The organism is Scandinavium hiltneri (assembly GCF_024764835.1).
Taxonomy (GTDB): Bacteria; Pseudomonadota; Gammaproteobacteria; order Enterobacterales; family Enterobacteriaceae; genus Scandinavium; species Scandinavium hiltneri.
In genome coordinates this window covers 334128-355922 of sequence record NZ_JALIGE010000076.1, presented here as the reverse complement: position 1 = coordinate 355922, position 21795 = coordinate 334128, and the positions used below count along the sequence as shown (strand labels likewise).

Annotated in this window: 16 protein-coding genes; 6 read left to right on the top strand and 10 right to left on the bottom strand. The window is 53.7% G+C overall.

Translation table 11 applies throughout. The annotated features are described in order from the left end of the window. Positions 1 to 11: 11 nt before the first annotated feature. The 4 genes from MUU47_RS19175 to pncB form a co-directional block, all read right to left on the bottom strand. A complete protein-coding gene (locus MUU47_RS19175; RefSeq protein WP_258989751.1) occupies positions 12 to 1202 on the bottom strand; it encodes an amino acid aminotransferase in 1191 nt (396 codons plus the stop codon). Between the two features lie 184 nt (positions 1203 to 1386). Continuing rightward, a complete protein-coding gene (locus MUU47_RS19170) occupies positions 1387 to 2562 on the bottom strand; it encodes a porin (protein ID WP_309578235.1) in 1176 nt (391 codons plus the stop codon). Positions 2563 to 3167: 605 nt separating this feature from the next. After that, positions 3168 to 4568, bottom strand: coding sequence for an asparagine--tRNA ligase (gene asnS, locus MUU47_RS19165; protein WP_159773294.1), 1401 nt, complete (start codon positions 4566 to 4568; stop codon positions 3168 to 3170). A 171-nt stretch (positions 4569 to 4739) separates the two neighbouring features. After that, positions 4740 to 5942 carry a nicotinate phosphoribosyltransferase gene (gene pncB / locus MUU47_RS19160; RefSeq protein ID WP_258989750.1) on the bottom strand — a complete coding sequence of 401 codons (1203 nt, stop codon included), beginning with the start codon at positions 5940 to 5942 and terminating at the stop codon, positions 4740 to 4742. 264 nt (positions 5943 to 6206) lie between these two features. Here pncB and pepN point away from each other — a divergent pair, with 264 nt between their 5' ends. Further along, the gene (gene pepN, locus MUU47_RS19155; protein WP_258989749.1) at positions 6207 to 8819 is read left to right on the top strand and encodes an aminopeptidase N; all 2613 of its coding nucleotides are present in this window, start codon (positions 6207 to 6209) and stop codon (positions 8817 to 8819) included. A gap of 59 nt (positions 8820 to 8878) precedes the next feature. On the opposite strand, the gene ssuB is transcribed toward pepN, so the two are convergent. Genes ssuB through ssuE form a run of 5 tightly spaced genes read right to left on the bottom strand, consistent with a single transcriptional unit; the run spans position 8879 to position 13155 of the window. Continuing rightward, the gene (gene ssuB / locus MUU47_RS19150; RefSeq protein WP_258989748.1) at positions 8879 to 9658 is read right to left on the bottom strand and encodes an aliphatic sulfonates ABC transporter ATP-binding protein; all 780 of its coding nucleotides are present in this window, start codon (positions 9656 to 9658) and stop codon (positions 8879 to 8881) included. Next, positions 9655 to 10446 carry an aliphatic sulfonate ABC transporter permease SsuC gene (gene ssuC / locus MUU47_RS19145; RefSeq protein ID WP_258989747.1) on the bottom strand — a complete coding sequence of 264 codons (792 nt, stop codon included), beginning with the start codon at positions 10444 to 10446 and terminating at the stop codon, positions 9655 to 9657. The genes ssuB and ssuC overlap by 4 nt, the downstream gene beginning before the upstream one ends. 9 nt (positions 10447 to 10455) lie before the next feature. Further along, positions 10456 to 11601 carry an FMNH2-dependent alkanesulfonate monooxygenase gene (gene ssuD, locus MUU47_RS19140; protein ID WP_258989746.1) on the bottom strand — a complete coding sequence of 382 codons (1146 nt, stop codon included), beginning with the start codon at positions 11599 to 11601 and terminating at the stop codon, positions 10456 to 10458. After that, positions 11598 to 12587 (bottom strand): sulfonate ABC transporter substrate-binding protein, encoded by a 990-nt coding sequence (locus MUU47_RS19135; protein WP_258989745.1) that lies wholly within the window; start codon positions 12585 to 12587, stop codon positions 11598 to 11600. Before MUU47_RS19135 ends, ssuD begins: the two co-directional genes overlap by 4 nt. Beyond that, positions 12580 to 13155 (bottom strand): NADPH-dependent FMN reductase, encoded by a 576-nt coding sequence (gene ssuE, locus MUU47_RS19130; RefSeq protein WP_110509877.1) that lies wholly within the window; start codon positions 13153 to 13155, stop codon positions 12580 to 12582. The genes MUU47_RS19135 and ssuE overlap by 8 nt, the downstream gene beginning before the upstream one ends. A gap of 427 nt (positions 13156 to 13582) precedes the next feature. Here ssuE and pyrD point away from each other — a divergent pair, with 427 nt between their 5' ends. Both pyrD and zapC read left to right on the top strand, forming a co-directional pair. Next, a complete protein-coding gene (pyrD, locus tag MUU47_RS19125) occupies positions 13583 to 14593 on the top strand; it encodes a quinone-dependent dihydroorotate dehydrogenase (protein WP_258989744.1) in 1011 nt (336 codons plus the stop codon). Positions 14594 to 14759: 166 nt separating this feature from the next. Further along, positions 14760 to 15302 carry a cell division protein ZapC gene (gene zapC, locus MUU47_RS19120; protein WP_258989743.1) on the top strand — a complete coding sequence of 181 codons (543 nt, stop codon included), beginning with the start codon at positions 14760 to 14762 and terminating at the stop codon, positions 15300 to 15302. Here zapC and MUU47_RS19115 read toward each other — a convergent pair. Continuing rightward, positions 15299 to 16408, bottom strand: a complete 1110-nt coding sequence (locus tag MUU47_RS19115; protein WP_258989742.1) for a YcbX family protein — start codon at positions 16406 to 16408, stop codon at positions 15299 to 15301. The genes zapC and MUU47_RS19115 overlap by 4 nt on opposite strands. Positions 16409 to 16501: 93 nt before the next feature. Here MUU47_RS19115 and rlmKL point away from each other — a divergent pair, with 93 nt between their 5' ends. From rlmKL to pqiA, 3 genes are read left to right on the top strand one after another with little or no spacing between them, the layout of a single operon-like run. Next, on the top strand, positions 16502 to 18607 hold the full coding sequence (rlmKL, locus tag MUU47_RS19110; RefSeq protein ID WP_258989741.1) for a bifunctional 23S rRNA (guanine(2069)-N(7))-methyltransferase RlmK/23S rRNA (guanine(2445)-N(2))-methyltransferase RlmL: 2106 nt from the start codon (positions 16502 to 16504) through the stop codon (positions 18605 to 18607). 12 nt (positions 18608 to 18619) lie between these two features. Continuing rightward, a complete protein-coding gene (locus MUU47_RS19105) occupies positions 18620 to 20524 on the top strand; it encodes an ABC transporter ATP-binding protein (protein WP_258989740.1) in 1905 nt (634 codons plus the stop codon). 14 nt (positions 20525 to 20538) lie between these two features. After that, the gene (pqiA, locus tag MUU47_RS19100; protein ID WP_258989739.1) at positions 20539 to 21792 is read left to right on the top strand and encodes a membrane integrity-associated transporter subunit PqiA; all 1254 of its coding nucleotides are present in this window, start codon (positions 20539 to 20541) and stop codon (positions 21790 to 21792) included. The last annotated feature ends 3 nt before the right edge of the window (positions 21793 to 21795 follow it).

Here is a 21795-nt window from a genome sequence, read left to right as displayed (position 1 = left end):
TTTCGTCTGAATTACAGAACGGCGACGATGGCTTCACAGAGTGGGGCCATATTGTCTGGCGTCATGCCCGCGACGTTGACACGTCCGGATGCAACCGCATAAACACCAAACTCTTCACGCAGACGCAGAACCTGTTCTTTGGTCAGGCCGCTGAATGAGAACATACCGTTTTGCTTAGTGATGAAACTGAAATCACGGTCTGCACCTTTCTCGGCGAGGGTGTTCACGAACAGCAGGCGCATACGCTGAATGCGCTGACGCATGTCGGTCAGCTCTTGCTCCCAGATGGCGCGCAGCGCGTCATTGCTGAGGATCGTCGCCACGACGGCGGCACCGTGAGCGGGTGGGTTAGAGTAGTTGGCGCGGATAACCGCTTTCATCTGGCTGAATGCGCGGTCGACCGTTTCTGCATCTGCAGAAACAAGCGTGCAGGCACCCACGCGTTCGTTATAGAGGCCAAAGTTTTTCGAGAAGGAACTCGCAACCAGCAGCTCTTTATGAACGGCGGCAAAAGCGCGCAGGCCTTCAGCATCTTCTTCCAAACCACGAGCAAAGCCCTGGTAGGCGAAGTCAAACAGCGGCAGCCAGCCTTTCTCGACGGACATTTTTGCCAGCTGTTCCCATTGTTCCAGCGTCGGATCGATCCCGGTTGGGTTGTGGCAGCAGCCGTGGAACAATACTACGTCGCCCGCCTGAGCTTGATTCAGGCTGGCAATCAGGCCGTCAAAATCCAGAGCGTGTTGATTCGCGTCGTAGTAGCTGTATTCGCAGACTTCCAGCCCGGCGGAATTAAACACGCCTTTGTGGTTTGGCCAGCTTGGGTTGCTGACCCACACGCGTTGTACGTCAGTGTTTTTAGCGAGAAAATCCGCGGCTACGCGCAGCGCGCCGGTTCCACCTGGGGTCTGCGCCGTACGTGCGCGTTTGTCAGCCACAATCGCACTACCTTTCCCGAACAGCAGCTCCTGCGTGCAGCGGCCAAATTCCGGAATACCGTCAATGCCGAGGTAGTTCTTGGTGGTTTCATTTTCCAGCAGATAAAGTTCCGCTTTTTTTACGCTGGTCAGAACCGGTGTTTTACCGGTCTCATCTTTGTAAACACCAATCCCGAGGTTGATTTTTCCCGGGCGGTCATCGGCACGAAACAGATCGGCCAGGCCCAGAATAGGGTCGGCAGGGGCAGCGGTTATGTTCTCAAACATGACGAGGTTCCATTGTGGTTACTGAAGGGAAATCCGCTCTCAGGTTAACGGGAGAATGACGAAAAGCCAACCGTTTGCGAGAAAAAGCGAGAGGCTTTTTAAAAGTCACTATTATTTACTGCCAGCCATAAAAAAACAGGGCCGAAGCCCTGTTTCTTAAGCATATAACAAAGTGGCGTACTGATTAGAACTGGTAAACGATACCGACAGCAGCCTGGTCGTCGGTAGCCTGACCAGATGCTTTAGAGTAGTCGTTGTCGTCCAGCAGGTTAAATTTGTATGCTGCGTAGACGTTCATGTTCTTGTTGAAGTAGTACCAGGTACCCACTTCGACGTATTTAACCAGGTCAGCATCGCCGCCGTCGAAGCCAGGACGTGCCAGCAGGTCTTTACCTTTGGACTGTACGTAGCCTACAGATGGACGCAGACCGAAATCGAACTGGTACTGAACCACGGCTTCGATGTTCTGAGTTTTGTTCGCGAAGTTGCTGTCTGGCTCGCGAGTCATGTTGGTGGTTTCAGCATACATCACTGCAGCGTAGACGTTGTTCGCGTCGTATTTGAATGCAGTAGACCATGCTTCAGCGCGGTCGCCGCCAGCGCTTGCGTTGCCAGCAACACCATTGATGGCGTAAGTCTGCGGGTTAGACTGATCGTCGGTACGGTCAGCCGTTTCGTAACCCGCAGCAACGCTGAAACCGTCCAGGAATGCGTACTGAACGGAAGAGCTGAAGCCATCACCGTTCGCTTTCGCGCCGTTGCCGGACAGGTTTACAGTGTTCGGCGTGCCGTTGTCATCATAGTCAACAGTGATTGGGCTGTTACGCTCGTTTTTACCCTGATACTGCAGGGCAAAGCTCAGGCCATCAACCAGACCGAAGAAATCGCTGTTACGGTAGGTCAGAACGCCATTGGTACGGCCGTTCATGAAGTTGTCGGTAGCAGCCCAGGAGTCGCCGCCCCACTCAACCAGCATATCGGTGTATGCCGCTACGTCGTAGATGGCACCGTAGTTACGACCGTAGTCGAAAGATCCTGCGTCACCAAATTTCAGACCCGCGAATGCCAGACGGGTAGCTGTACCCTGAGAACCTTCAGCGTTAGACGCATTCAGGTTGTATTCCCACTGACCGTAACCGGTGATCTGGTCATTGATCTGCGTTTCACCTTTGAAGCCGATACGGACATAGGTGGTGTCAGAACTGTCGGTGTCGCCGTTGGTGGTCCAGATGTGTTCACCTACTGCTTTACCGTAGAAATCCAGTTTGTTGGCATTTTTGTTATAGATTTCTGCTGCGTTTGCCGCACCAGCTGCCAACAGGGCAGGGATAACCACTGCCAGGATATTGCGCTTCATCATTATTTATTACCCTCATTAGGTTTTTTTTATGGACACTTTCCACTACCGCCAATAGTTTTCGTCAATAAATATTTACGGAACTATTGATGAGAGTTTGGTGTCTTTCTGTGTCTGACAGGCATATTTCCATTCATGACAACGTTTCGCTAGCCTGAAAGTGCTACAAATATCGTAAATAGGTAACAAGAAGAAATAATGTGTAAAATAATGTGTAATTAAGGGAACTTTGTGAAGCATCTCAAATTTCCTTACCTACCGCTTAATTATTCTACGATGTCTAATATATCTATATGAAAAGCTTATCTTTAATTTTGATAAAGGCTTTTTTTATATAAGAATGCTTCTCATCTCACTTTTTCTTATGTGTCAAAGTTAGCTTTTCGTGCGCGTTGTTGGTGGTTGTTTTGTATGCTAAGTGCCAGGTATTTACTTAAGCGCAATCGAAGTGTTGCTGAAAATGTATGCGGAATTATTTCTGGACATGGGGTGTAACATTTTGGTTAGTGAAGGCGGTTGACCTTTATATTTGTAGAAATTTGTTCACAAATTCTGACAAAGGCCAAAAAAAGCCAGCTGAGAAGCTGGCTTTGGAGAAGGGAAAAAACTTAGAAGCTGGCGTTACGTGGCGTTCGTGGGAATGCAATGACGTCACGAACGTTCTGAACGCCGGTAACGTAGGCAATCAGACGCTCAAAACCAAGACCGAAGCCGGAGTGAGGCACGGTGCCATAACGACGCAGGTCGCGGTACCAGCTGTAGTCTTCTTTATTAAGACCCATTTCAGCCAGACGCGCATCAAGCACATCCAGACGTTCTTCACGCTGGGAGCCACCGATGATTTCGCCGATGCCCGGAGCCAGAACATCCATTGCCGCCACGGTTTTACCGTCGTCGTTAAGGCGCATATAGAACGCCTTAATGTCTTTCGGGTAGTTTTTCACGACAACCGGAGCCTGGAAGTGTTTCTCAGCCAGATAACGTTCATGCTCAGAAGAGAGGTCCACGCCCCAGAAAACTGGGTTCTCAAAGGTCTGACCGCAGTTTTCCAGAATGGTGATCGCGTCGGTATAATCCACCTGCGCGAAGTCAGCTTCAACAAAACGCTCCAGGCGACTGACGGCATCTTTATCAACGCGCTCGGCGAAAAATTTCATGTCATCGGCACGTTCTTCCAGCACCGCTTTGAAGACATACTTCAGCATTGCTTCAGCGAGCGCGGCGTTATCTTCCAGGTCGGCAAAGGCGACTTCCGGCTCAAGCATCCAGAATTCCGCCAAGTGACGGCTGGTGTTTGAGTTTTCAGCACGGAAAGTTGGGCCGAAGGTGTAAATCTTGGACAGCGCACAGGCGTAAGTTTCGCCGTTCAGCTGACCGGATACGGTCAGGAACGCTTCACGACCAAAGAAGTCTTTGTCGTAATCCACTTTACCCTGATCGTCACGTGGCAGGTTTTCCATATCCAGCGTAGATACGCGGAACATCTCGCCCGCGCCTTCAGTATCAGAAGCGGTGATGAGTGGGGTAGAGACCCAGAAATAGCCCTGCTCGTGGAAGAAACGGTGCAGCGCTTGTGCCAGGGTGTGGCGTACGCGGGCGACGGCCCCAATCAGGTTGGTACGCGGACGCAGGTGCGCAACTTCACGTAGGTATTCGATGCTGTGGCGTTTGGCCGCCATCGGATAGGTATCCGGATCTTCAACCCAGCCAGTCACTTCAACGTGAGACGCCTGAATTTCAAAACTCTGACCCTGACCCTGAGATGCCACCACTTTACCGGTGATAATCACGGAACAGCCGGTCGTCAGGCGCAACACTTCCTGATTGTAATTGGGCAGAGAATTATTGACGACGGCCTGTACAGGATCAAAGCAGGAACCGTCATAGACGGCGAGGAAGGAAAAGCCAGCTTTTGAATCTCGACGGGTACGCACCCATCCGCGCACGGTGACTTCGCTGTCAACGGCTACGCGGCCCTGGAGTACGTCGGCTACAGGCACAACGCTCATATTAATCTCTCTGTTAGTAGTCCAGAATAAAGTTATCTCTTTCCGCCCTTAATTAAGGGGGATCCCTATGTTACCTGTCATCTTTCATCAGACAAGAGGAATTCGCAGCGAGACGGGGAGAATTGAGAAAATAATAAGAAGAAGGGAGCCTTTGAGGCTCCCTGTTGCTGATTAACTGGCCTTTTTGACCTGGGGAAGGTCGAAGGCTTTGCGTAAAGCGCGAACAAACGCCTTATCGTGGCAGATGGTTTTGCCTGGGCTGTCGGACAGTTTGGCCACCGGCTTGCCGTTACATTCCACCAGTTTAATCACGATATTTAGCGGTTTCACCTGAGGGATGTCGCAGGTCAGGCGTGTGCCTATCCCAAAGCTCAGATTCACTCGCGACGAGAAGTGGCGATACAGCTCAACGGCCTTTTTCAGGTCGAGATTATCGGAGAACACCAGCACTTTGCTCATCGGATCAATACCGAGCTTCTGATAATGAGCGATAGCTTTTTCACCCCATTCCACCGGATCCCCGGAATCATGACGCAGTCCCTGATATCGTTCGGCAAATTCCGGGCCGAAGTCACGCAGGAAAGCATCCATGGTGATGCAGTCGGTGAGGGCTATCCGCAACTGGTCTGGATATTCCTCAAGCCAGGCCGCAAGCGCCACGCGCTGGCTGGTCGCCAGGTCAGGACTGATTTGCTGATGCGCCTGGAACCATTCGTGTGCCTGGGTGCCCATTGGGGTCAGTGACAGACGGCGTGCCAGGTCGTAATTACTGGTGCCGACAAACCACGACTCCTGCTGAAGACGTTCGACTATCACCTGCTGCACATCACGAGAGAAACGACGGCGGGTGCCGAAGTCCATCAGGCGGAAGCCAGACATATCGATATCCTGGGTAAGATGATTGAAATCAACCAGCTTACGCTCCAGCGTCTCAAGCGCCAGCTCAACGCTGGCTTCAGGGGAACGATAGCGATGGACCAGTTCGCTAATGACTGCCAGCAGCGGAACTTCCCACATGATGACTTCACGCCACGGGCCTTCAAGGCGAATGTTTAATTTGCCATTATCGTTACGAACGGTGACCTGCTGGGGGTTGTAGCGAAAATCGCGCAGCCAGTCGAGGTAGTCCTGCTTAAAGAACGGCAGGCCGGACAACCACTGAAACTCGTCGTCCTGCAGTCGCAGCGACTGCATCGCTTCGACTTGTTCGCGGATGGCGTCTGCATAAATACCGAGCAGGTCATCACCGCGGCAGCGGAATTCTGCAGCCACCTGGACATCATAATAATGATGGAAGACGGCCTGCTGCATATGCAGCTTATAAGCATCTGTATCAAGCAGAGTCTGCAGAACAGGGGAAGCGAATTGTGTCATGGTGCGCAATAGCATCCTCATAAAGGAGCGTTTAGTACAATAAACAACGGCTGAAACCGCAGGAGTATACCTTGTTTATCGATTTATTGAACCCCGATCACAACACAAGGTGTTTGACGGGTCGAGGGCAAAACGTGCCGCGTGTTATCAATATGTAGCGATTTACGTGTTTGCCCCTGAAAAGATGAACATTCTGCGTAGCGTGAAAGTGACAACAGGAATAGACTGGATCCGACAATTTACAAAAGATGCTAAAGGTTTTTTATGACACAACAGCCCCAAGCCAAATACCGCCACGACTACCGTGCGCCGGAATACCTGATCAGCGACATCGACCTGACCTTTGACCTGGATGCCGCAAAAACCATCGTGACTGCAGAAAGCCAGATGACTCGTCACGCTGCGTCTGCCACGCCGCTGCGCCTCAATGGTGAAGATTTAACGCTGATTTCACTACACGTGAACGACCAGCCGTGGAGTGATTATAAAGAAGAAAACAATCAGCTGGTGATTAACGGGCTGCCGGAGCGTTTCACGTTGCGCATCGTTAATGAAATCAGCCCGGCGGCGAACACCGCGCTGGAAGGCCTGTATCAGTCGGGTGAAGCGCTTTGTACGCAGTGTGAAGCGGAAGGGTTCCGTCACATCACCTGGTATCTGGACCGCCCGGACGTGCTGGCGCGTTTTACCACCAAAATCATCGCGGATAAAACCAAATATCCATACCTGCTCTCCAACGGCAACCGTGTTGCGCAGGGCGAGCTGGAAAACGACCGTCATTGGGTACAGTGGCAGGATCCGTTCCCAAAACCGTGCTATCTGTTTGCGTTAGTGGCCGGAGATTTCGACGTACTGCGCGACAAATACATCACCCGTTCGGGTCGTGAAGTGGCACTGGAACTGTTCGTCGATCGTGGCAATCTGGATCGCGCGCCGTGGGCGATGACCTCGCTGCAAAATTCTATGAAGTGGGATGAAGACCGTTTCGGCCTCGAATACGATCTCGACATCTATATGATTGTCGCCGTCGACTTCTTCAACATGGGCGCAATGGAAAACAAAGGCCTGAACGTCTTTAACTCTAAATATGTTCTGGCGCGCACCGATACCGCCACCGATAAAGATTATCTCGATATCGAACGTGTTATCGGCCATGAATACTTCCATAACTGGACCGGTAACCGCGTGACCTGCCGCGACTGGTTCCAGCTGAGCCTGAAAGAAGGCTTAACGGTGTTCCGCGATCAGGAGTTCAGCTCAGATCTCGGTTCACGTGCGGTAAACCGCATCAGTAACGTTCGTACCATGCGCGGGATGCAGTTCGCCGAAGACGCCAGCCCAATGGCGCACCCGATCCGTCCGGATAAGGTTATCGAGATGAACAATTTCTACACCCTGACGGTGTACGAAAAGGGTTCAGAAGTGATCCGTATGCTGCACACCCTGCTTGGCGAAGCGAATTTCCAGAAAGGGATGCAGCTTTACTTTGAGCGCCACGACGGCAGCGCGGCGACCTGTGACGATTTCGTACAGGCGATGGAAGATGCGTCCAACGTCGATCTCTCGCATTTCCGCCGCTGGTACAGCCAGTCCGGTACGCCAGTGGTAACCGTGCATGACGACTACAACCCGGAAACAGAGCAGTACACGCTGACCATCAAACAGCACACGCCGCCAACCTCTGAACAACAGGAAAAGCTGCCGCTGCATATTCCGTTCGACATCGAACTGTATGACAACGAAGGCAACGTGATCCCGCTGCAGAAGGGCGGTCACCCGGTGCATAACGTGCTGAACGTGACCCAGGCCGAACAGACGTTCATCTTTGATAACGTCTACTTCCAGCCGGTGCCGTCGCTGTTGCGCGAATTCTCCGCGCCGGTGAAACTGGAATATAAATGGAGCGATCAGCAGCTAACGTTCCTGATGCGTCACGCGCGTAACGATTTCTCTCGTTGGGATGCGGCGCAGAGCCTGCTTGCGACTTACATCAAGCTGAACGTGAACCGTCATCAGCAGCGTCAGCCGCTGTCTCTGCCAGTGCATGTGGCAGATGCGTTCCGTGCCATTTTGCTGGATGAGAAAATCGATCCGGCGCTGGCCGCAGAAATCCTCACGCTGCCGTCGGTGAATGAAATTGCCGAACTGTTCGACATCATCGATCCCGTTGCCATTGCGACGGTGCGCGAAGCGTTGACCCGTACGCTGGCGAAAGAGCTGGCAGACGAATTCCTCGCGGTTTACAACGTTAATAAACTCGATGCTTATCGCATAGAGCACGCCGACATCGGCAAGCGTTCGCTGCGGAACACCTGTCTGCGTTACCTGGCGTTTGGTGATGCGGAGTTGGCTGATAAGCTGGTGAGCCATCAGTATCATCACGCTGACAACATGACCGATGCTTTGGCGGCGTTGGCGGCGGCAGTTGCCGCTCAGCTGCCATGCCGTGACGCGTTGATGCAGGAATACGACGACAAATGGCATCACGATGGCCTGGTCATGGACAAATGGTTCATTCTGCAGTCCACCAGCCCGGCTGATAACGTACTGGAAACCGTGCGCAGCCTGCTGAAACACCGTTCGTTTACTCTGAGCAACCCGAACCGTATCCGTTCACTGATTGGTGCCTTTGCGATGAGCAACCCGGCAGCATTCCATGCGGAAGACGGCAGCGGCTACCAGTTCCTGGCTGCAATGCTGACCGAGTTGAACAGCCGTAACCCGCAGGTGGCGTCACGTTTGATTGAGCCGTTGATCCGTCTGAAACGTTACGATGCAGCGCGTCAGGAAAAAATGCGTGCTGCGCTGGAACAGTTGAAAGGTCTGGAGAATTTGTCCGGCGATCTGTTCGAGAAAATCACCAAAGCGTTAGCGTAAAAAAATGCCCGGTGGCGCTAGCGCTTACCGGGCCTACATTGTTCTCACAGGTGAGGGCATCAGGCATTCGCTGATGCCAATCGCTGTACCAACGGCTCCGCTCCCCCTCGTTTCATCACCCGGTTCAACACCTCTGCTTCCAGCTCCGCTAAACGCACAGATCCTTTCCGGCGCGGGCGTGGGAGATCAACCGTTAAATCCAGCCCAATTTTCCCGTCTTCAATCAGCAGCACCCGATCGGCCATCGCCACGGCTTCGCTCACGTCGTGTGTTACCAACAACACGGTGAACCCTTGCGACAGCCACAGTGACTCAATCAAATCCTGCATTTCCAGACGAGTCAGCGCATCCAGCGCCCCGAGCGGCTCATCCAGCAGCAATAACCCTGGGCGATGAATCAGTGCTCGTGCCAGGGCCACGCGCTGCTTTTGCCCACCGGAGAGGGCTGCCGGCCACTCCCCGGCACGATTTTCAAGACCCACGGCCGCGAGTGCATCCAGTGCCGCGTCACGCCATTTTCCTTTCAGCCCCAAACCGACGTTGTCGATAACCGTTTTCCAGGGCAGTAGTCGTGCATCCTGAAACATCATGCGCGTCTCTTGCTGACTGGCGGCCAGTGGACCGTTACCCGCCAGCAGTTCGCCCGCATTGGGTTTTTCCAGCCCGGCGAGCAAGCGCAGGAGCGTACTTTTCCCACCGCCGCTGCGCCCGACAACCGCCACAAACTGTCCGGCCGGAATGTGAAGATCGAGTTCATTGAGCACCGTATTGTTGCCGTAGCGTTTACCAATATTGTTCAGCAACAGCGGGATGCCTGGGTTCAGACGAGCCGTATTCATACGGAAGCCTCCTTCAATTGGTAAGCCGGATTCCAGCGCAGCCAGACGCGTTCCAGAAGTTGTGCGCTGACATCCGCGAGTTTACCCAGCAGGGCATAAAGAATAATGGCGACCACGACGACGTCGGTTTGCAGGAATTCGCGGGCGTTCATCGCCAGATAGCCAATCCCGGCGTTGGCGGAAATCGTCTCCGCAACAATCAGCGTCAGCCACATCAGGCCCAACGCAAAGCGCACGCCGACCATAATTGAGGGCAGGGCGCCGGGCAGAATAACGTGCCAGAACAGCGCCGGGCCGGATAATCCGTAGCTGCGCGCCATCTCAACCAGCCCCTGGTCAATATTGCGGATCCCATGCCAGGTATTAATATAAATCGGGAACAACGTGCCGAGGGCGACGAGGAAAATCTTGGCGCTTTCATCGATGCCAAACCACAGGATAACCAGCGGGATCAGCGCCAGATGCGGCACATTGCGCAGCATTTGGATCGACGTATCGAGCAGGCGTTCTCCCCAGCGCGACAACCCGCTGATAAGCCCGAGAAGCAAGCCAATCGAGCCGCCGATAGAGAAACCAACCAATGCCCGCCACGAGCTGATCGCCAGGTGCTGCCACAGTTCGCCGCTGGCTGAAAGTGACCAGAACGCTTCAACGACGCCTTCGGGCGACGGCAGAATTCGGGTCGAAAGCCAGCCTGTCACCGAGGCGATTTGCCAGAGGATGACGATGCCCACCGGCAGCAGCCAGGGGGCAACGCGGAGCAACCACTTATTTGCAGGCGTTGCCATAGACACTCCTTAACTCTGCGCGACTTTGCGCGGTAAAAATTCGTTGGCGACAGCTTCGCCCTGCACTTGCAACGCAGGCGGCTGAGGGATTTCCGGGATGGCGACGTCCAAATGTGGGAACAGCAGTTCACCTACTTTGTAAGCCTCTTCCAGATGCGGATACCCGGAAAGCACAAAGCTGTCGATGCCCAGCGCCGCATATTCATTAATACGCGCCGCCACGGTTGGGCCATCGCCGACCAGTGCCGTACCCGCGCCGCCACGAACCAGACCTACGCCCGCCCACAAGTTAGGACTGATTTCGAGCTTGTCTCGCTGTCCACCATGCAGAGCAGCCATCCGCTGCTGGCCAACGGAATCGGTGCGGGCGAATGCCGCCTGCGCTTTGGCGATGGTGTCATCATCAAGGCGGGAAATGAGCCGGTTCGCAGCCTCCCAGGCTTCGGTATTGGTTTCGCGCACAATGACGTGCAGACGAATACCAAAGCGCACTTTGCGCCCGTGTTTAGCGGCCTTCGCACGGACCTGGGCTATCTTTTCTTTTACCTGTGCCGGCGGTTCGCCCCAGGTCAGATACAGGTCAACCTGTTCGGCTGCCAGATCCTGTGCCACGTCCGAGGAGCCGCCAAAATAGAGCGGAGGACGTGGCTGTTGAACCGGGGGAAACAGCAGTTTAGCGCCGTGCACTTTTTGATATTTGCCATCAAAATCGACGGTTTCGCCTTCCAGCAGGCGCCGCCAGATATGCGTAAATTCAGCGGAGGCTTCATAGCGTTCGGTGTGATCGAGGAAAACGCCGTCGGCCGCTAATTCCTGTGGATCGCTGCCGGTTACCAGGTTAAACAGCGCGCGTCCATTGGATAATCTGTCCAGCGTCGCGGCCTGGCGGGCAGCGACGGTCGGGGAAATCACGCTTGGGCGAAGGGCGACCAGGAATTTGAGCCGTTGCGTTACCGGGATCATCGACGCCGCAACCAGCCAGGCATCTTCACAGGAGCGACCGGTCGGGATCAACACGCCGGTGAAACCGAGCCGATCTGCGGTCTGGGCTATCTGCTGGAGATAACCGTAATCGACCGGACGAGCGTTATCGTCACTGCCAAGATAGTGGCCGTCGCCGTGTGTCGGTAAAAACCAGAACATATTCAGGCTCATGATTTAGCTCCTTGTTGGGCTGCTGAAGGCTGAGAAGTGGGCTGCCAAATGCGGCTTTTGATGTCGACTTTTTTCGGCACCAGGTGATTTTCGTAAAACAGATCGGCGGTGTCCTGCTGGCGACGAGCGGTCTCTTCGCTGACCGGGCCGATGGCAGTGGGTGGGCGATGATTGAGATAGCTGGTAATCACCGCTTCCGGCAGGCCCATTGTTTTCGCCAGCAGCTCGGTGCTTTGCTGACGCTGGCTAATCGTTAGCGCATCGGCCTGACTAAAGGTGTTGAGAACGCCTTCTATAAAGGCACCGTTTTTCTCAGCGTAAGGGCGCGAGGCTAAATAGAAGGAGCCGGTTTGTTTCAACTCGCTGCCGTCAGCCAGGACGCGCACGCCGCCATGTAAAAACGCGGCGGAATAGTACGGGTCCCAAATGGTCCAGGCATCTACGTCCCCCTGCTGGAATGCCGCGCGGGCATCGGCAGGAGTCAGCCAGATGGGTTGAATATCCGTAAATTTCAGGCCCGCCTGCTGTAATGCACGCAGTAAGAGGTTGTGTGAACTGGAGCCTTTCTGTAACGCCACTTTATGGCCTTTCAAATCGGCAACGGTTTTGATCGGGCTGTTTTCCGGCACCAGAATCACTTCCGCTTTCGGCTTCGGCGGTTCGACGCCGACATACACTAAATCTGCCCCTGCGGCCTGCGCGAAAATAGGTGGAATGTCGCCGGTGCTGCCCAAATCAATACTGCCCACGTTTAGCGCTTCGAGCATTTGCGGGCCTGCGGGAAATTCCACCCAAGAAAATTTGGTGTTCGGGTAGCGCTTTTCCAGAAGCTGGTGGCTTTTCGCCAGCACCATGCTGATGCTGCCTTTCTGGTAGCCGATACGCAGTGCGTCCGGCGCAGGTTCTGCCGCGTGGCTCCAGGCCGAAAGGGTCAGCAGCCCGGTCAGCGCCAGGCTGCGAATACGTGGGCGAAACAGATTAAACATGGGCGACTCCTTGCGGAAGATGGAAGGCCGGAACGCGGATGTCGCGGCGGTGCAGCGCTTGCCAGAAGGTTTCCAGCGCACTATCGAGGCGTTTTTGCAGGTTAGGGCTGAACTGCGGTTTGTGCTGATAATCCTGAACCTGGCTGTCATCGGCGAAAACGCCGTGCAGTATTTCCTGTGCTTTCAGGGCGTTGAGCACGGGTTTTAGGGCGTAATCCACCGCCAGCATGTGTGCCACGGTACCGCCGGTGGCCAGCGGCAGAACCACTTTGCCTTCCAGCGCACGTTCCGGTAACAGGTCTAGCAGTGTTTTTAACGCGCCAGAAAAAGAGGCTTTATAAACCGGGGTGGCGACAATCAGGCCATCTGCCTGTGCCAGTTGTTCAATAAGCGCCAGCAGAGCAGGGCTGTCAAAGCGCGCATAGAGCAAATCTTCCGGTTCGAAATTCTGCAAATGCCAGTGACATACTTCGACGTCCACCCGGGAGAGAGTCTCTCTGGCATATTCCAGCAGCGCGCTGGAACGTGAAGGAAAACGCGGGCTGCCCGCTAGTGTAATGACACGCATAACCTCTCCTTATATCCCCGTCATACTTCAAGCTGCTGGTGCGTTGGCTGTACTCTCTCACCCCAGTCACTTACTTAAGTAAGTGACTGGGGATTGGTGAGAAACATCCTTGTTTATCACCGGAGGCCAGCCTTTGGCTGGTCAAATTCGTTCCAGACGAATTTGTCGTTCTTTTGCCGCCTTCCGGCAACTTGAATTATTTAGGGGATAAATATTTTCATTTATTTAACATTGATAACATTTGTCTGGAGTGTGTCAGAGGCAGGGGCGTTCACTAAATGATTTTTCCGGCACTGGATTGCCAAAAACTGCAATTAAGTAAACGTTTGCGCTTATTGAGGTATTTTTTGCGACAGGTCAATTCCCTTTCGGGTGCGGATCGAACATAATACGCCCCCGGTTTGCTACCGGGAATCCAGGAGAGTTCATGTACTACCCCTTCGTTCGTAAAGCCCTTTTTCAGCTCGATCCTGAGCGCGCTCATGAAGTCACGTTTCAACAATTACGCCGTGTAACAGGCACACCATTCGAAGCGCTTGTGCGCCAGAAAGTGCCATCAAAACCGGTCACCTGCATGGGGCTGACGTTTAAAAACCCGCTGGGTTTAGCCGCCGGACTTGATAAGAACGGGGAGTGCATTGATGCACTTGGCGCGATGGGATTCGGCTCGATTGAAGTCGGTACCGTCACACCGCGTCCACAGCCAGGGAACGACAAACCAAGGATCTTCCGTCTGGTCGACGCCGAAGGTCTGATCAACCGCATGGGCTTTAATAACCTGGGCGTTGATAACCTGGTTGAGAACGTTAAGAAATCCCATTTCGACGGGATCCTCGGTATTAATATCGGCAAAAATAAAGACACGCCAGTTGAGCAGGGTAAAGATGACTATCTGATTTGTATGGAAAAAGTCTATGCTTACGCCGGCTATATCGCGGTCAATATTTCGTCGCCGAATACCCCGGGTCTGCGTACGCTGCAATATGGTGAAGCGCTGGATGATTTGCTGTCAGCGATTAAAAATAAGCAAAACGAACTGCAATCTGTTCACCACAAATATGTTCCAGTGGCGGTTAAGATCGCCCCGGATCTTTCGCCTGAAGAATTGATCCAGGTGGCCGACAGTTTAGTTCGCCATAATATCGATGGTGTTATTGCAACCAATACCACACTCGATCGTTCCCTCGTCCAGGGAATGAAACACTGTGATGAAACTGGCGGTTTAAGTGGTCGTCCATTACAACTAAAAAGTACAGAAATTATTCGAATGCTGTCTGCCGAATTAAAAGGGCGGTTGCCTATTATAGGTGTGGGTGGTATCGATTCAGTGATGGCCGCGCGTGAGAAGGTGGCTGCGGGTGCAACGCTTGTTCAGATCTATTCCGGGTTTATTTTTAAAGGCCCACCTCTGATTAAAGAAATCGTTACCCACCTCTAATCTTCATTGTGCAATTTACAACCAGGGCTTTATTTCCTGCCCTGGTTGTTTTATATTCCACAAATGTTGCTAATTTAAACGTTATGGTCTTTTCTTAATTCAGGCAAATTAACGAAACGGGATTATTCTTTAAGGCAAAGGATGCTTATGAGAGCGGGGAACAGAAATGCGAATTAAACCTGACGATAACTGGCGTTGGTATTTTGATGAAGAGCACGATCGTATGATGCTCGATTTAGCCAATGGTATGTTGTTTCGTTCACGTTTCGCTCGTCGGATGCTGACGCCGGATGCCTTTGATCCTACTGGTTTTTGTGTTGACGATGCTGCCCTCTATTTCTCGTTTGAAGACCGATGTCGTGACCTGGAATTAACCAAAGAACACCGCGCAGAGCTTATTCTCAATGCGCTGGTCGCCATCCGTTTCCTGAAACCACAGATGCCAAAAAGCTGGCACTTTGTCGCGCACGAAGAGAACTGGCAGCCGGCGACCGGTGATGCCGCCGCGGTCTGGCTGAGCGACAGCGGTGAGCGTGTGAATCTGCTGGTGGTTGAGCCGGGTGATAACGCCGCGCTTTGCCTGCTGGCACAGCCGGGGTTGATGTTAGCCGGTCGTACCATGCAGTTAGGCGATGCGATTAAAGTGATGAATGACCGCCTCCAGCCACAGCCGCTGTCGGCTGCGCTGAGCTACGGTCAGGCGGTTTAACGCGAAAGGCGTAGCGCAGTTTTTGGAACGCAGCTGCAGCAAAGAATGGTGCCATCTTCAGAGACTGCACTTTTCTTCATCGGGCTGACTTCCCCTTCGACTAACTTTATGCGGCAACTCCCGCATATTCCGGCCCGGCAAGAGTAGGGCACGCGGATCCCCTGTTGTTCCAGCTGTTCCAGTAAAACCTGCTGATTGTTCCCTTTGAAGACGTCGCCCTGCCAGTCAATGTCGACCACGGCATCCTGCGTGACGTTCACGTCCAGCGTTTCTTCTGTGTTGCCCATACCGTATATTTTGCCCGGCCCGGTTGAGAGGATTTCTAGCTCGTCGCCTACGCGAACTACGCCGCTGTTGCGGGCAATCAAGTTTTGACCGAAATCGACATCGCCATTGTCCTGCGCTGTGCGGAAGGTTTGCAGCGTGGCTAACGGTTCACCAGAAGGGTGCTTTTGGCCTTTGGTGGGGCTGACGGTGGTAAAAATACAGCGGCTGCAGGGTTTCACGACGTCAAAGACCACATCACCGATACGCATCACTTTCCAGGTATCTTCTTCCCACGGTTGCGTGCCTGTGACCACCAGGTTGGGGCGAAACTGCTCCATCTGCACGCTGGCCGAGCAGCGGTTTTGCAGGTCTCGCAGTGAGGCTTCGGTCGTCAGTAAATAGGGGAAACCGTCGGCGAAAGAGAGAGGAACGGCCTCATGACGTTTGACGCGACGGGTCGGTTGTTGCCCCACCCAGCGTAACTGGACATCACGTTTAAAGAATCCCGATAACCACTGGTTTATGTCAGCAGGTGCAATCCGCGCGGTAAAGTGAGCACTCCAGACCTGGGTGGGGGCGCTTTCTGTTGCGAAGTCCTCGAAACGCACAATCGCCGAACTGCCATCTGGTGCGGTGAGGTGTAAACCCTCGTGAGTCGGTACCGGGGTGAAGCGCACCATCTGCGGATACTGGCGAGCGGTAATGAATGTGCCGTCCGGCTCGGTAACCATAAAAATACGGTCAAATGCCATGCCGCTGATGTCGGCCAGCGCATGCGTGACACCGATTCCCCGCATTGATTTTACTGGGTGAATATAGAGCCGTGATAGCGTCGCCATTTCGTTATCCCTCACGTTTGAAAAAAGTCACCCTATATGAAGCCCAGATTCGCTATAATGCGCAACAATTTTCTGTGAGTAATAAGTGACGATATGAATTCTCTGTTTGCCAGTACGGCCCGTGGGCTGGAAGAGCTGTTAAAAACTGAACTGGAAAACCTGGGCGCCAGCGCCTGTGCGGTGGTTCAGGGTGGTGTCCATTTTGAAGGTGACACGCGACTGCTGTACCAGAGCCTGATGTGGAGCCGTCTGGCGTCACGTATCATGATGCCGCTCGGTGAATGCAAGGTGTACAGCGATCTGGACCTGTACCTCGGCGTTCAGGCTATCAACTGGACAGAGATGTTCAATCAGGACTCGACCTTTGCCGTGCACTTCAGCGGTGTGAATGAGGAAATTCGTAACAGCCAGTACGGCGCGTTGAAGGTCAAAGACGCCATCGTCGATGCTTTTACCCGCAAAAATCTGCCGCGTCCGAACGTTGATAAAGAAAATCCGGACGTGCGGGTTAATGTCTGGCTGAATAAAGAAGTCGCGCATATTTCTCTCGACCTGAGCGGTGAGGGCCTGCATCTGCGTGGCTATCGTGACGCAACTGGCATGGCGCCTATCAAAGAAACCCTGGCCGCGGCTATCGTGATGCGTTCTGGCTGGCAGCCGGGCACGCCGATGCTCGATCCAATGTGTGGTTCCGGTACGTTGCTGATTGAAGCCGCAATGCTGGCGACAGACCGCGCACCAGGCCTGCACCGTGGCCACTGGGGCTTTAACGGTTGGTCACAGCACGATGAAGTCATCTGGCAGGAAGTGAAAGCCGAAGCCCAGACCCGCGCTCGCGCCGGTCTCGAGGCTTATGAATCCCGTTTCTACGGCTCTGATATTGACGGTCGCGTGATTGACCGCGCGCGCAGCAACGCCCGCCGGGCCGGTGTGGCCGACATCGTCAACTTTGAAGTGAAAGACGTTGCGAAGCTGAGCAATCCGCTGCCGAAAGGGCCATACGGTACCGTCATCAGCAACCCGCCGTACGGCGAACGTCTGGACAGCGAACCGGCGCTGATTGCGCTGCATAACCTGCTCGGACGTACCATGAAATCCCAGTTTGGTGGCTGGAATCTGTCCCTGTTCAGCGCATCTCCTGAACTGCTGAGCTGTCTGCAACTGCGTGCTGAGCGCCAGTTCAAAGCCAAAAACGGCCCGCTGGACTGCGTGCAGAAAAACTATCACCTGGCCGAAACCGACGGAACCACGACGGTTATGCTGGCAGATGATTACGCCAACCGTCTGCGCAAGAACGTCAAAAAGCTCGATAAATGGGCGCGCCAGGAAGGCATTGAATGCTATCGCGTTTATGATGCTGACCTGCCGGAATATAACGTAGCGGTCGATCGCTACGGCGACTGGGTTGTCGTGCAGGAATATGCACCGCCGAAAACCGTGGATGCCACCAAAGCGCGTCAGCGTTTGTTCGACGTGATTGCCGCCACCATTTCGGTGCTGGGCATTGCGCCGAATAAACTGGTACTGAAAACCCGTGAACGTCAGAAGGGTAAAAATCAGTACGAGAAGATGAGCGAGAAAGGCGAATTCATGCAGGTGAGCGAGTACAATGCACGCCTGTGGGTGAATCTGACCGATTATCTCGACACCGGTCTGTTCCTCGACCATCGTATCGCCCGTCGCATGCTGGGTCAGATGAGCAAAGGTAAAGACTTCCTGAACCTGTTCTCTTATACCGGCTCCGCCAGCGTACACGCCGGTCTGGGTGGCGCGCGCAGCACCACCACGGTGGATATGTCGCGCACCTATCTGGAATGGGCTGAACGCAACCTGCGCCTCAACGGTCTGACCGGCCGTCCGCACCGCCTGTTGCAGGCTGATGTGCTGGGGTGGTTGCGTGACGCGGATGAACAGTTCGACCTGATCTTCATCGATCCGCCGACATTCTCAAACTCTAAGCGTATGGAAGATACGTTCGACGTTCAGCGCGATCATCTGAAACTGATGTCTGATCTGAAACGACTGCTGCGCAAAGGCGGCACGATCATGTTCTCCAACAACAAACGCGGCTTCAAACTCGATATCGACGGTATGGCAACACTGGGCCTGAAAGCAGAAGAAATTACTCAAAAAACGCTTTCAGCCGATTTCGCCCGTAACCGTCAGATCCATAACTGCTGGCTGATTACTGCAGCCTGAAGGAAAGAATAAATGTCTTTAATTAGTATGCATGGCGCCTGGCTGTCGTTCAGCGATGCGCCTCTCCTTGATAATACCGAATTGCATATCGAGGATAACGAACGCGTCTGTCTGGTTGGGCGTAATGGCGCCGGTAAATCGACGCTGATGAAAATCCTCAATCGCGAACAGGGTCTGGATGATGGGCGCATCATCTATGAACAGGATCTGGTGGTGGCACGTCTGCAACAGGATCCGCCGCGCAACGTGGAAGGTAGCGTTTACGATTTCATCGCTGAAGGTATCTCAGAGCAGGCGGAATACCTCAAGCGTTATCACGAGATTTCCCATGTGGTGATGACCGACCCGAGTGACAGAAATCTTAACGAGATGGCGAAGCTGCAGGAGCTTCTGGATCACCACGGTCTGTGGCAGATCGAAAGCCGCATCAACGAAGTGCTGGAACAGCTGGGTCTTGAAGCCGATATGGCGCTGGGCTCGCTGTCAGGCGGCTGGCTGCGTAAAGCAGCGTTGGGCCGCGCGCTTGTCAGCGGTCCGCGCGTTTTGCTGCTCGACGAACCCACGAACCATCTGGACATCGAAACTATCGACTGGCTGGAAGGGTTCCTGAAAACGTTCAAAGGTACCATTATCTTCATCTCGCACGACCGTTCCTTTATCCGCAACATGGCAACCCGCATTGTCGATCTCGATCGCGGCAAGCTGGTGACTTATCCGGGTAATTACGATCAGTATCTGCTGGAAAAAGAAGAGATGCTGCGCGTAGAAGAGCTGCAAAATGCCGAGTTCGACCGCAAGCTGGCGCAGGAAGAAGTGTGGATCCGTCAAGGTATCAAAGCGCGTCGTACGCGTAACGAAGGCCGCGTCCGCGCACTGAAAGACATGCGCCGTGAGCGCAGTGAGCGTCGCGAAGTGTTGGGCAGCGCCCGCATGCAGGTCGAAGAAGCAAGTCGCTCAGGCAAAATTGTGTTTGAACTGGAAAACGTTGACTACCAGGTCGATGGCAAAGTGCTGGTGAAGGACTTCTCCGTTCAGGTTCAGCGTGGCGATAAAATTGCACTGATCGGCCCGAACGGCTGCGGTAAAACCACGCTGCTTAAGCTGATGCTGGGGCAGTTGCAGGCTGACAGCGGTCGCGTTCACTGTGGCACCAAGCTGGAAGTGGCCTATTTCGATCAGCATCGCGCCGAGCTCGATCCGGACAGGACGGTGATGGACAACCTGGCTGAAGGTAAGCAGGAAGTGATGGTCAACGGTAAACCGCGCCACGTGCTCGGTTATTTGCAGGACTTCCTGTTCCACCCGAAACGCGCAATGACGCCAGTGCGTGCGCTGTCGGGCGGGGAGCGTAACCGCCTGTTGTTGGCGCGTTTGTTCCTCAAGCCAAGCAACCTGCTGATCCTCGATGAACCGACTAACGACCTCGACGTTGAAACGCTGGAACTTCTCGAAGAACTTATCGACGGTTATCAGGGTACGGTTATGCTGGTGAGCCACGATCGTCAGTTCGTGGATAACACTGTGACCGACTGCTGGATCTTCGAAGGCAACGGTAAAATCAGTGCATATGTAGGCGGTTACCACGATGCACGCGGGCAGCAGGCGCAGTCTCAGTCGCGCAAGCAGCCTGTCGAGAATAAAAGTGCTAAAGAAGAAGTGAAAGCAGGAACTGTCAAACGCGCGCCTGGCAAACTAAGCTATAACCTGCAGCGCGAATTAGAGCAGCTTCCTCAACGACTTGAAGAACTTGAGGCAAACCTCGAAGGTTTGCAGGCGCAGGTCGCGAGTCCTGACTTCTTTAATCAATCGCATGACCATACGCAGCAGGTGCTGGCGGATATGGAATTGGCCGAGAAAGCGCTGGAAGAAGCATTCGAACGATGGGAATATCTCGAAGCGTTAAAAAACGGTGGTTAATGTGAGGAACGTTCATGTGCGATGAACACCATGCTGCAGGGCATATCCTGTGCCCACAATGCGATTTACTGGTGGCGTTACCGCACCTCGAACACCGCCACAAAGCGTCGTGCCCTCGTTGCGGCACGACACTGACGACCGAATGGGATGAGCCGCGACAGCGGCCCACAGCCTATGCGCTGGTAGCACTGTTCATGCTGCTACTGGCGAACCTGTTTCCGTTCGTCAATATGAACGTCGGCGGGATCAGCAGTGAAATTGAGCTACTTGAAATCCCGCACGTGCTGTTTTCTGAAGACTACGCCAGCCTGGGCACCTTCTTCCTGCTGTTTGTGCAACTGGTTCCGGCGTTTTGCCTGGTCACCATTCTGGTGCTGGTCAACCGGGTACCGCTGCCGCAAAAAATTCAGGTGTTCCTGGCCCGTATTCTGTTCCACTTAAAAAGTTGGGGCATGGCCGAGATTTTCCTCGCCGGGGTGTTGGTCAGCTTCGTGAAGCTGATGGCTTACGGCGATATTGGTGTGGGTACCAGTTTTGTTCCCTGGTGTATGTTCTGCCTGCTTCAGCTGCGCACATTCCAGTGCGTTGACCGTCGCTGGCTGTGGGACGACATCAAACCGATGCCTAAACTCGAACAACCGCTGAAAGTAGGCGTCACGGGGATCCGTCAGGGTCTGCGCTCTTGTTCGTGTTGCACCGCCATTATTCCTGCCGATCTGCCGGTGTGTCCGCGCTGTGAAACCAAAGGTTTTGTCCGTCGCAGACACAGCCTGCAATGGACGCTGGCGCTGTTGATGACCTCGATTATTCTCTATCTGCCTGCCAACATTCTGCCGATCATGATTACGGATTTGCTCGGTGAGAAACTGCCGTCGACCATTATCGCCGGGGTGGTATTGCTGTGGAGTGAAGGATCGTATCCGGTAGCGATGGTCATTTTTATCGCCAGTATTATGGTACCGACGCTGAAAATGATCGCCATTGCCTGGCTGTGCTGGAATGCCAATGGCAATGGAAGCCGCGACAGCGAGCGGATGCACCTTGTGTATGAGGTGGTTGAATTTGTTGGCCGTTGGTCAATGATTGATGTTTTTGTGATAGCAGTGCTATCTGCGCTGGTGCGCATGGGAGGCTTAATGAATATCTATCCGGCGATAGGAGCAGTAATGTTCGCGTTGGTGGTTGTCATGACCATGTTCTCCGCCATGACCTTCGATCCTCGGTTGTTGTGGGATCGTGAGCCAGAATCAAGCCATGAGGAAAAGTAATAA

Bases quoted from the DNA above. Each gene is read 5' to 3' on its own strand.
- MUU47_RS19175 (WP_258989751.1), bottom strand. From the start codon at position 1,202: ATGTTTGAGAACATAACCGCTGCCCCTGCCGACCCTATTCTGGGCCTG.
- MUU47_RS19170 (WP_309578235.1), bottom strand. From the start codon at position 2,562: ATGATGAAGCGCAATATCCTGGCAGTGGTTATCCCTGCCCTGTTGGCA.
- asnS (WP_159773294.1), bottom strand. From the start codon at position 4,568: ATGAGCGTTGTGCCTGTAGCCGACGTACTCCAGGGCCGCGTAGCCGTT.
- pncB (WP_258989750.1), bottom strand. From the start codon at position 5,942: ATGACACAATTCGCTTCCCCTGTTCTGCAGACTCTGCTTGATACAGAT.
- pepN (WP_258989749.1), top strand. From the start codon at position 6,207: ATGACACAACAGCCCCAAGCCAAATACCGCCACGACTACCGTGCGCCG.
- ssuB (WP_258989748.1), bottom strand. From the start codon at position 9,658: ATGAATACGGCTCGTCTGAACCCAGGCATCCCGCTGTTGCTGAACAAT.
- ssuC (WP_258989747.1), bottom strand. From the start codon at position 10,446: ATGGCAACGCCTGCAAATAAGTGGTTGCTCCGCGTTGCCCCCTGGCTG.
- ssuD (WP_258989746.1), bottom strand. From the start codon at position 11,601: ATGAGCCTGAATATGTTCTGGTTTTTACCGACACACGGCGACGGCCAC.
- MUU47_RS19135 (WP_258989745.1), bottom strand. From the start codon at position 12,587: ATGTTTAATCTGTTTCGCCCACGTATTCGCAGCCTGGCGCTGACCGGG.
- ssuE (WP_110509877.1), bottom strand. From the start codon at position 13,155: ATGCGTGTCATTACACTAGCGGGCAGCCCGCGTTTTCCTTCACGTTCC.
- pyrD (WP_258989744.1), top strand. From the start codon at position 13,583: ATGTACTACCCCTTCGTTCGTAAAGCCCTTTTTCAGCTCGATCCTGAG.
- zapC (WP_258989743.1), top strand. From the start codon at position 14,760: ATGCGAATTAAACCTGACGATAACTGGCGTTGGTATTTTGATGAAGAG.
- MUU47_RS19115 (WP_258989742.1), bottom strand. From the start codon at position 16,408: ATGGCGACGCTATCACGGCTCTATATTCACCCAGTAAAATCAATGCGG.
- rlmKL (WP_258989741.1), top strand. From the start codon at position 16,502: ATGAATTCTCTGTTTGCCAGTACGGCCCGTGGGCTGGAAGAGCTGTTA.
- MUU47_RS19105 (WP_258989740.1), top strand. From the start codon at position 18,620: ATGTCTTTAATTAGTATGCATGGCGCCTGGCTGTCGTTCAGCGATGCG.
- pqiA (WP_258989739.1), top strand. From the start codon at position 20,539: ATGTGCGATGAACACCATGCTGCAGGGCATATCCTGTGCCCACAATGC.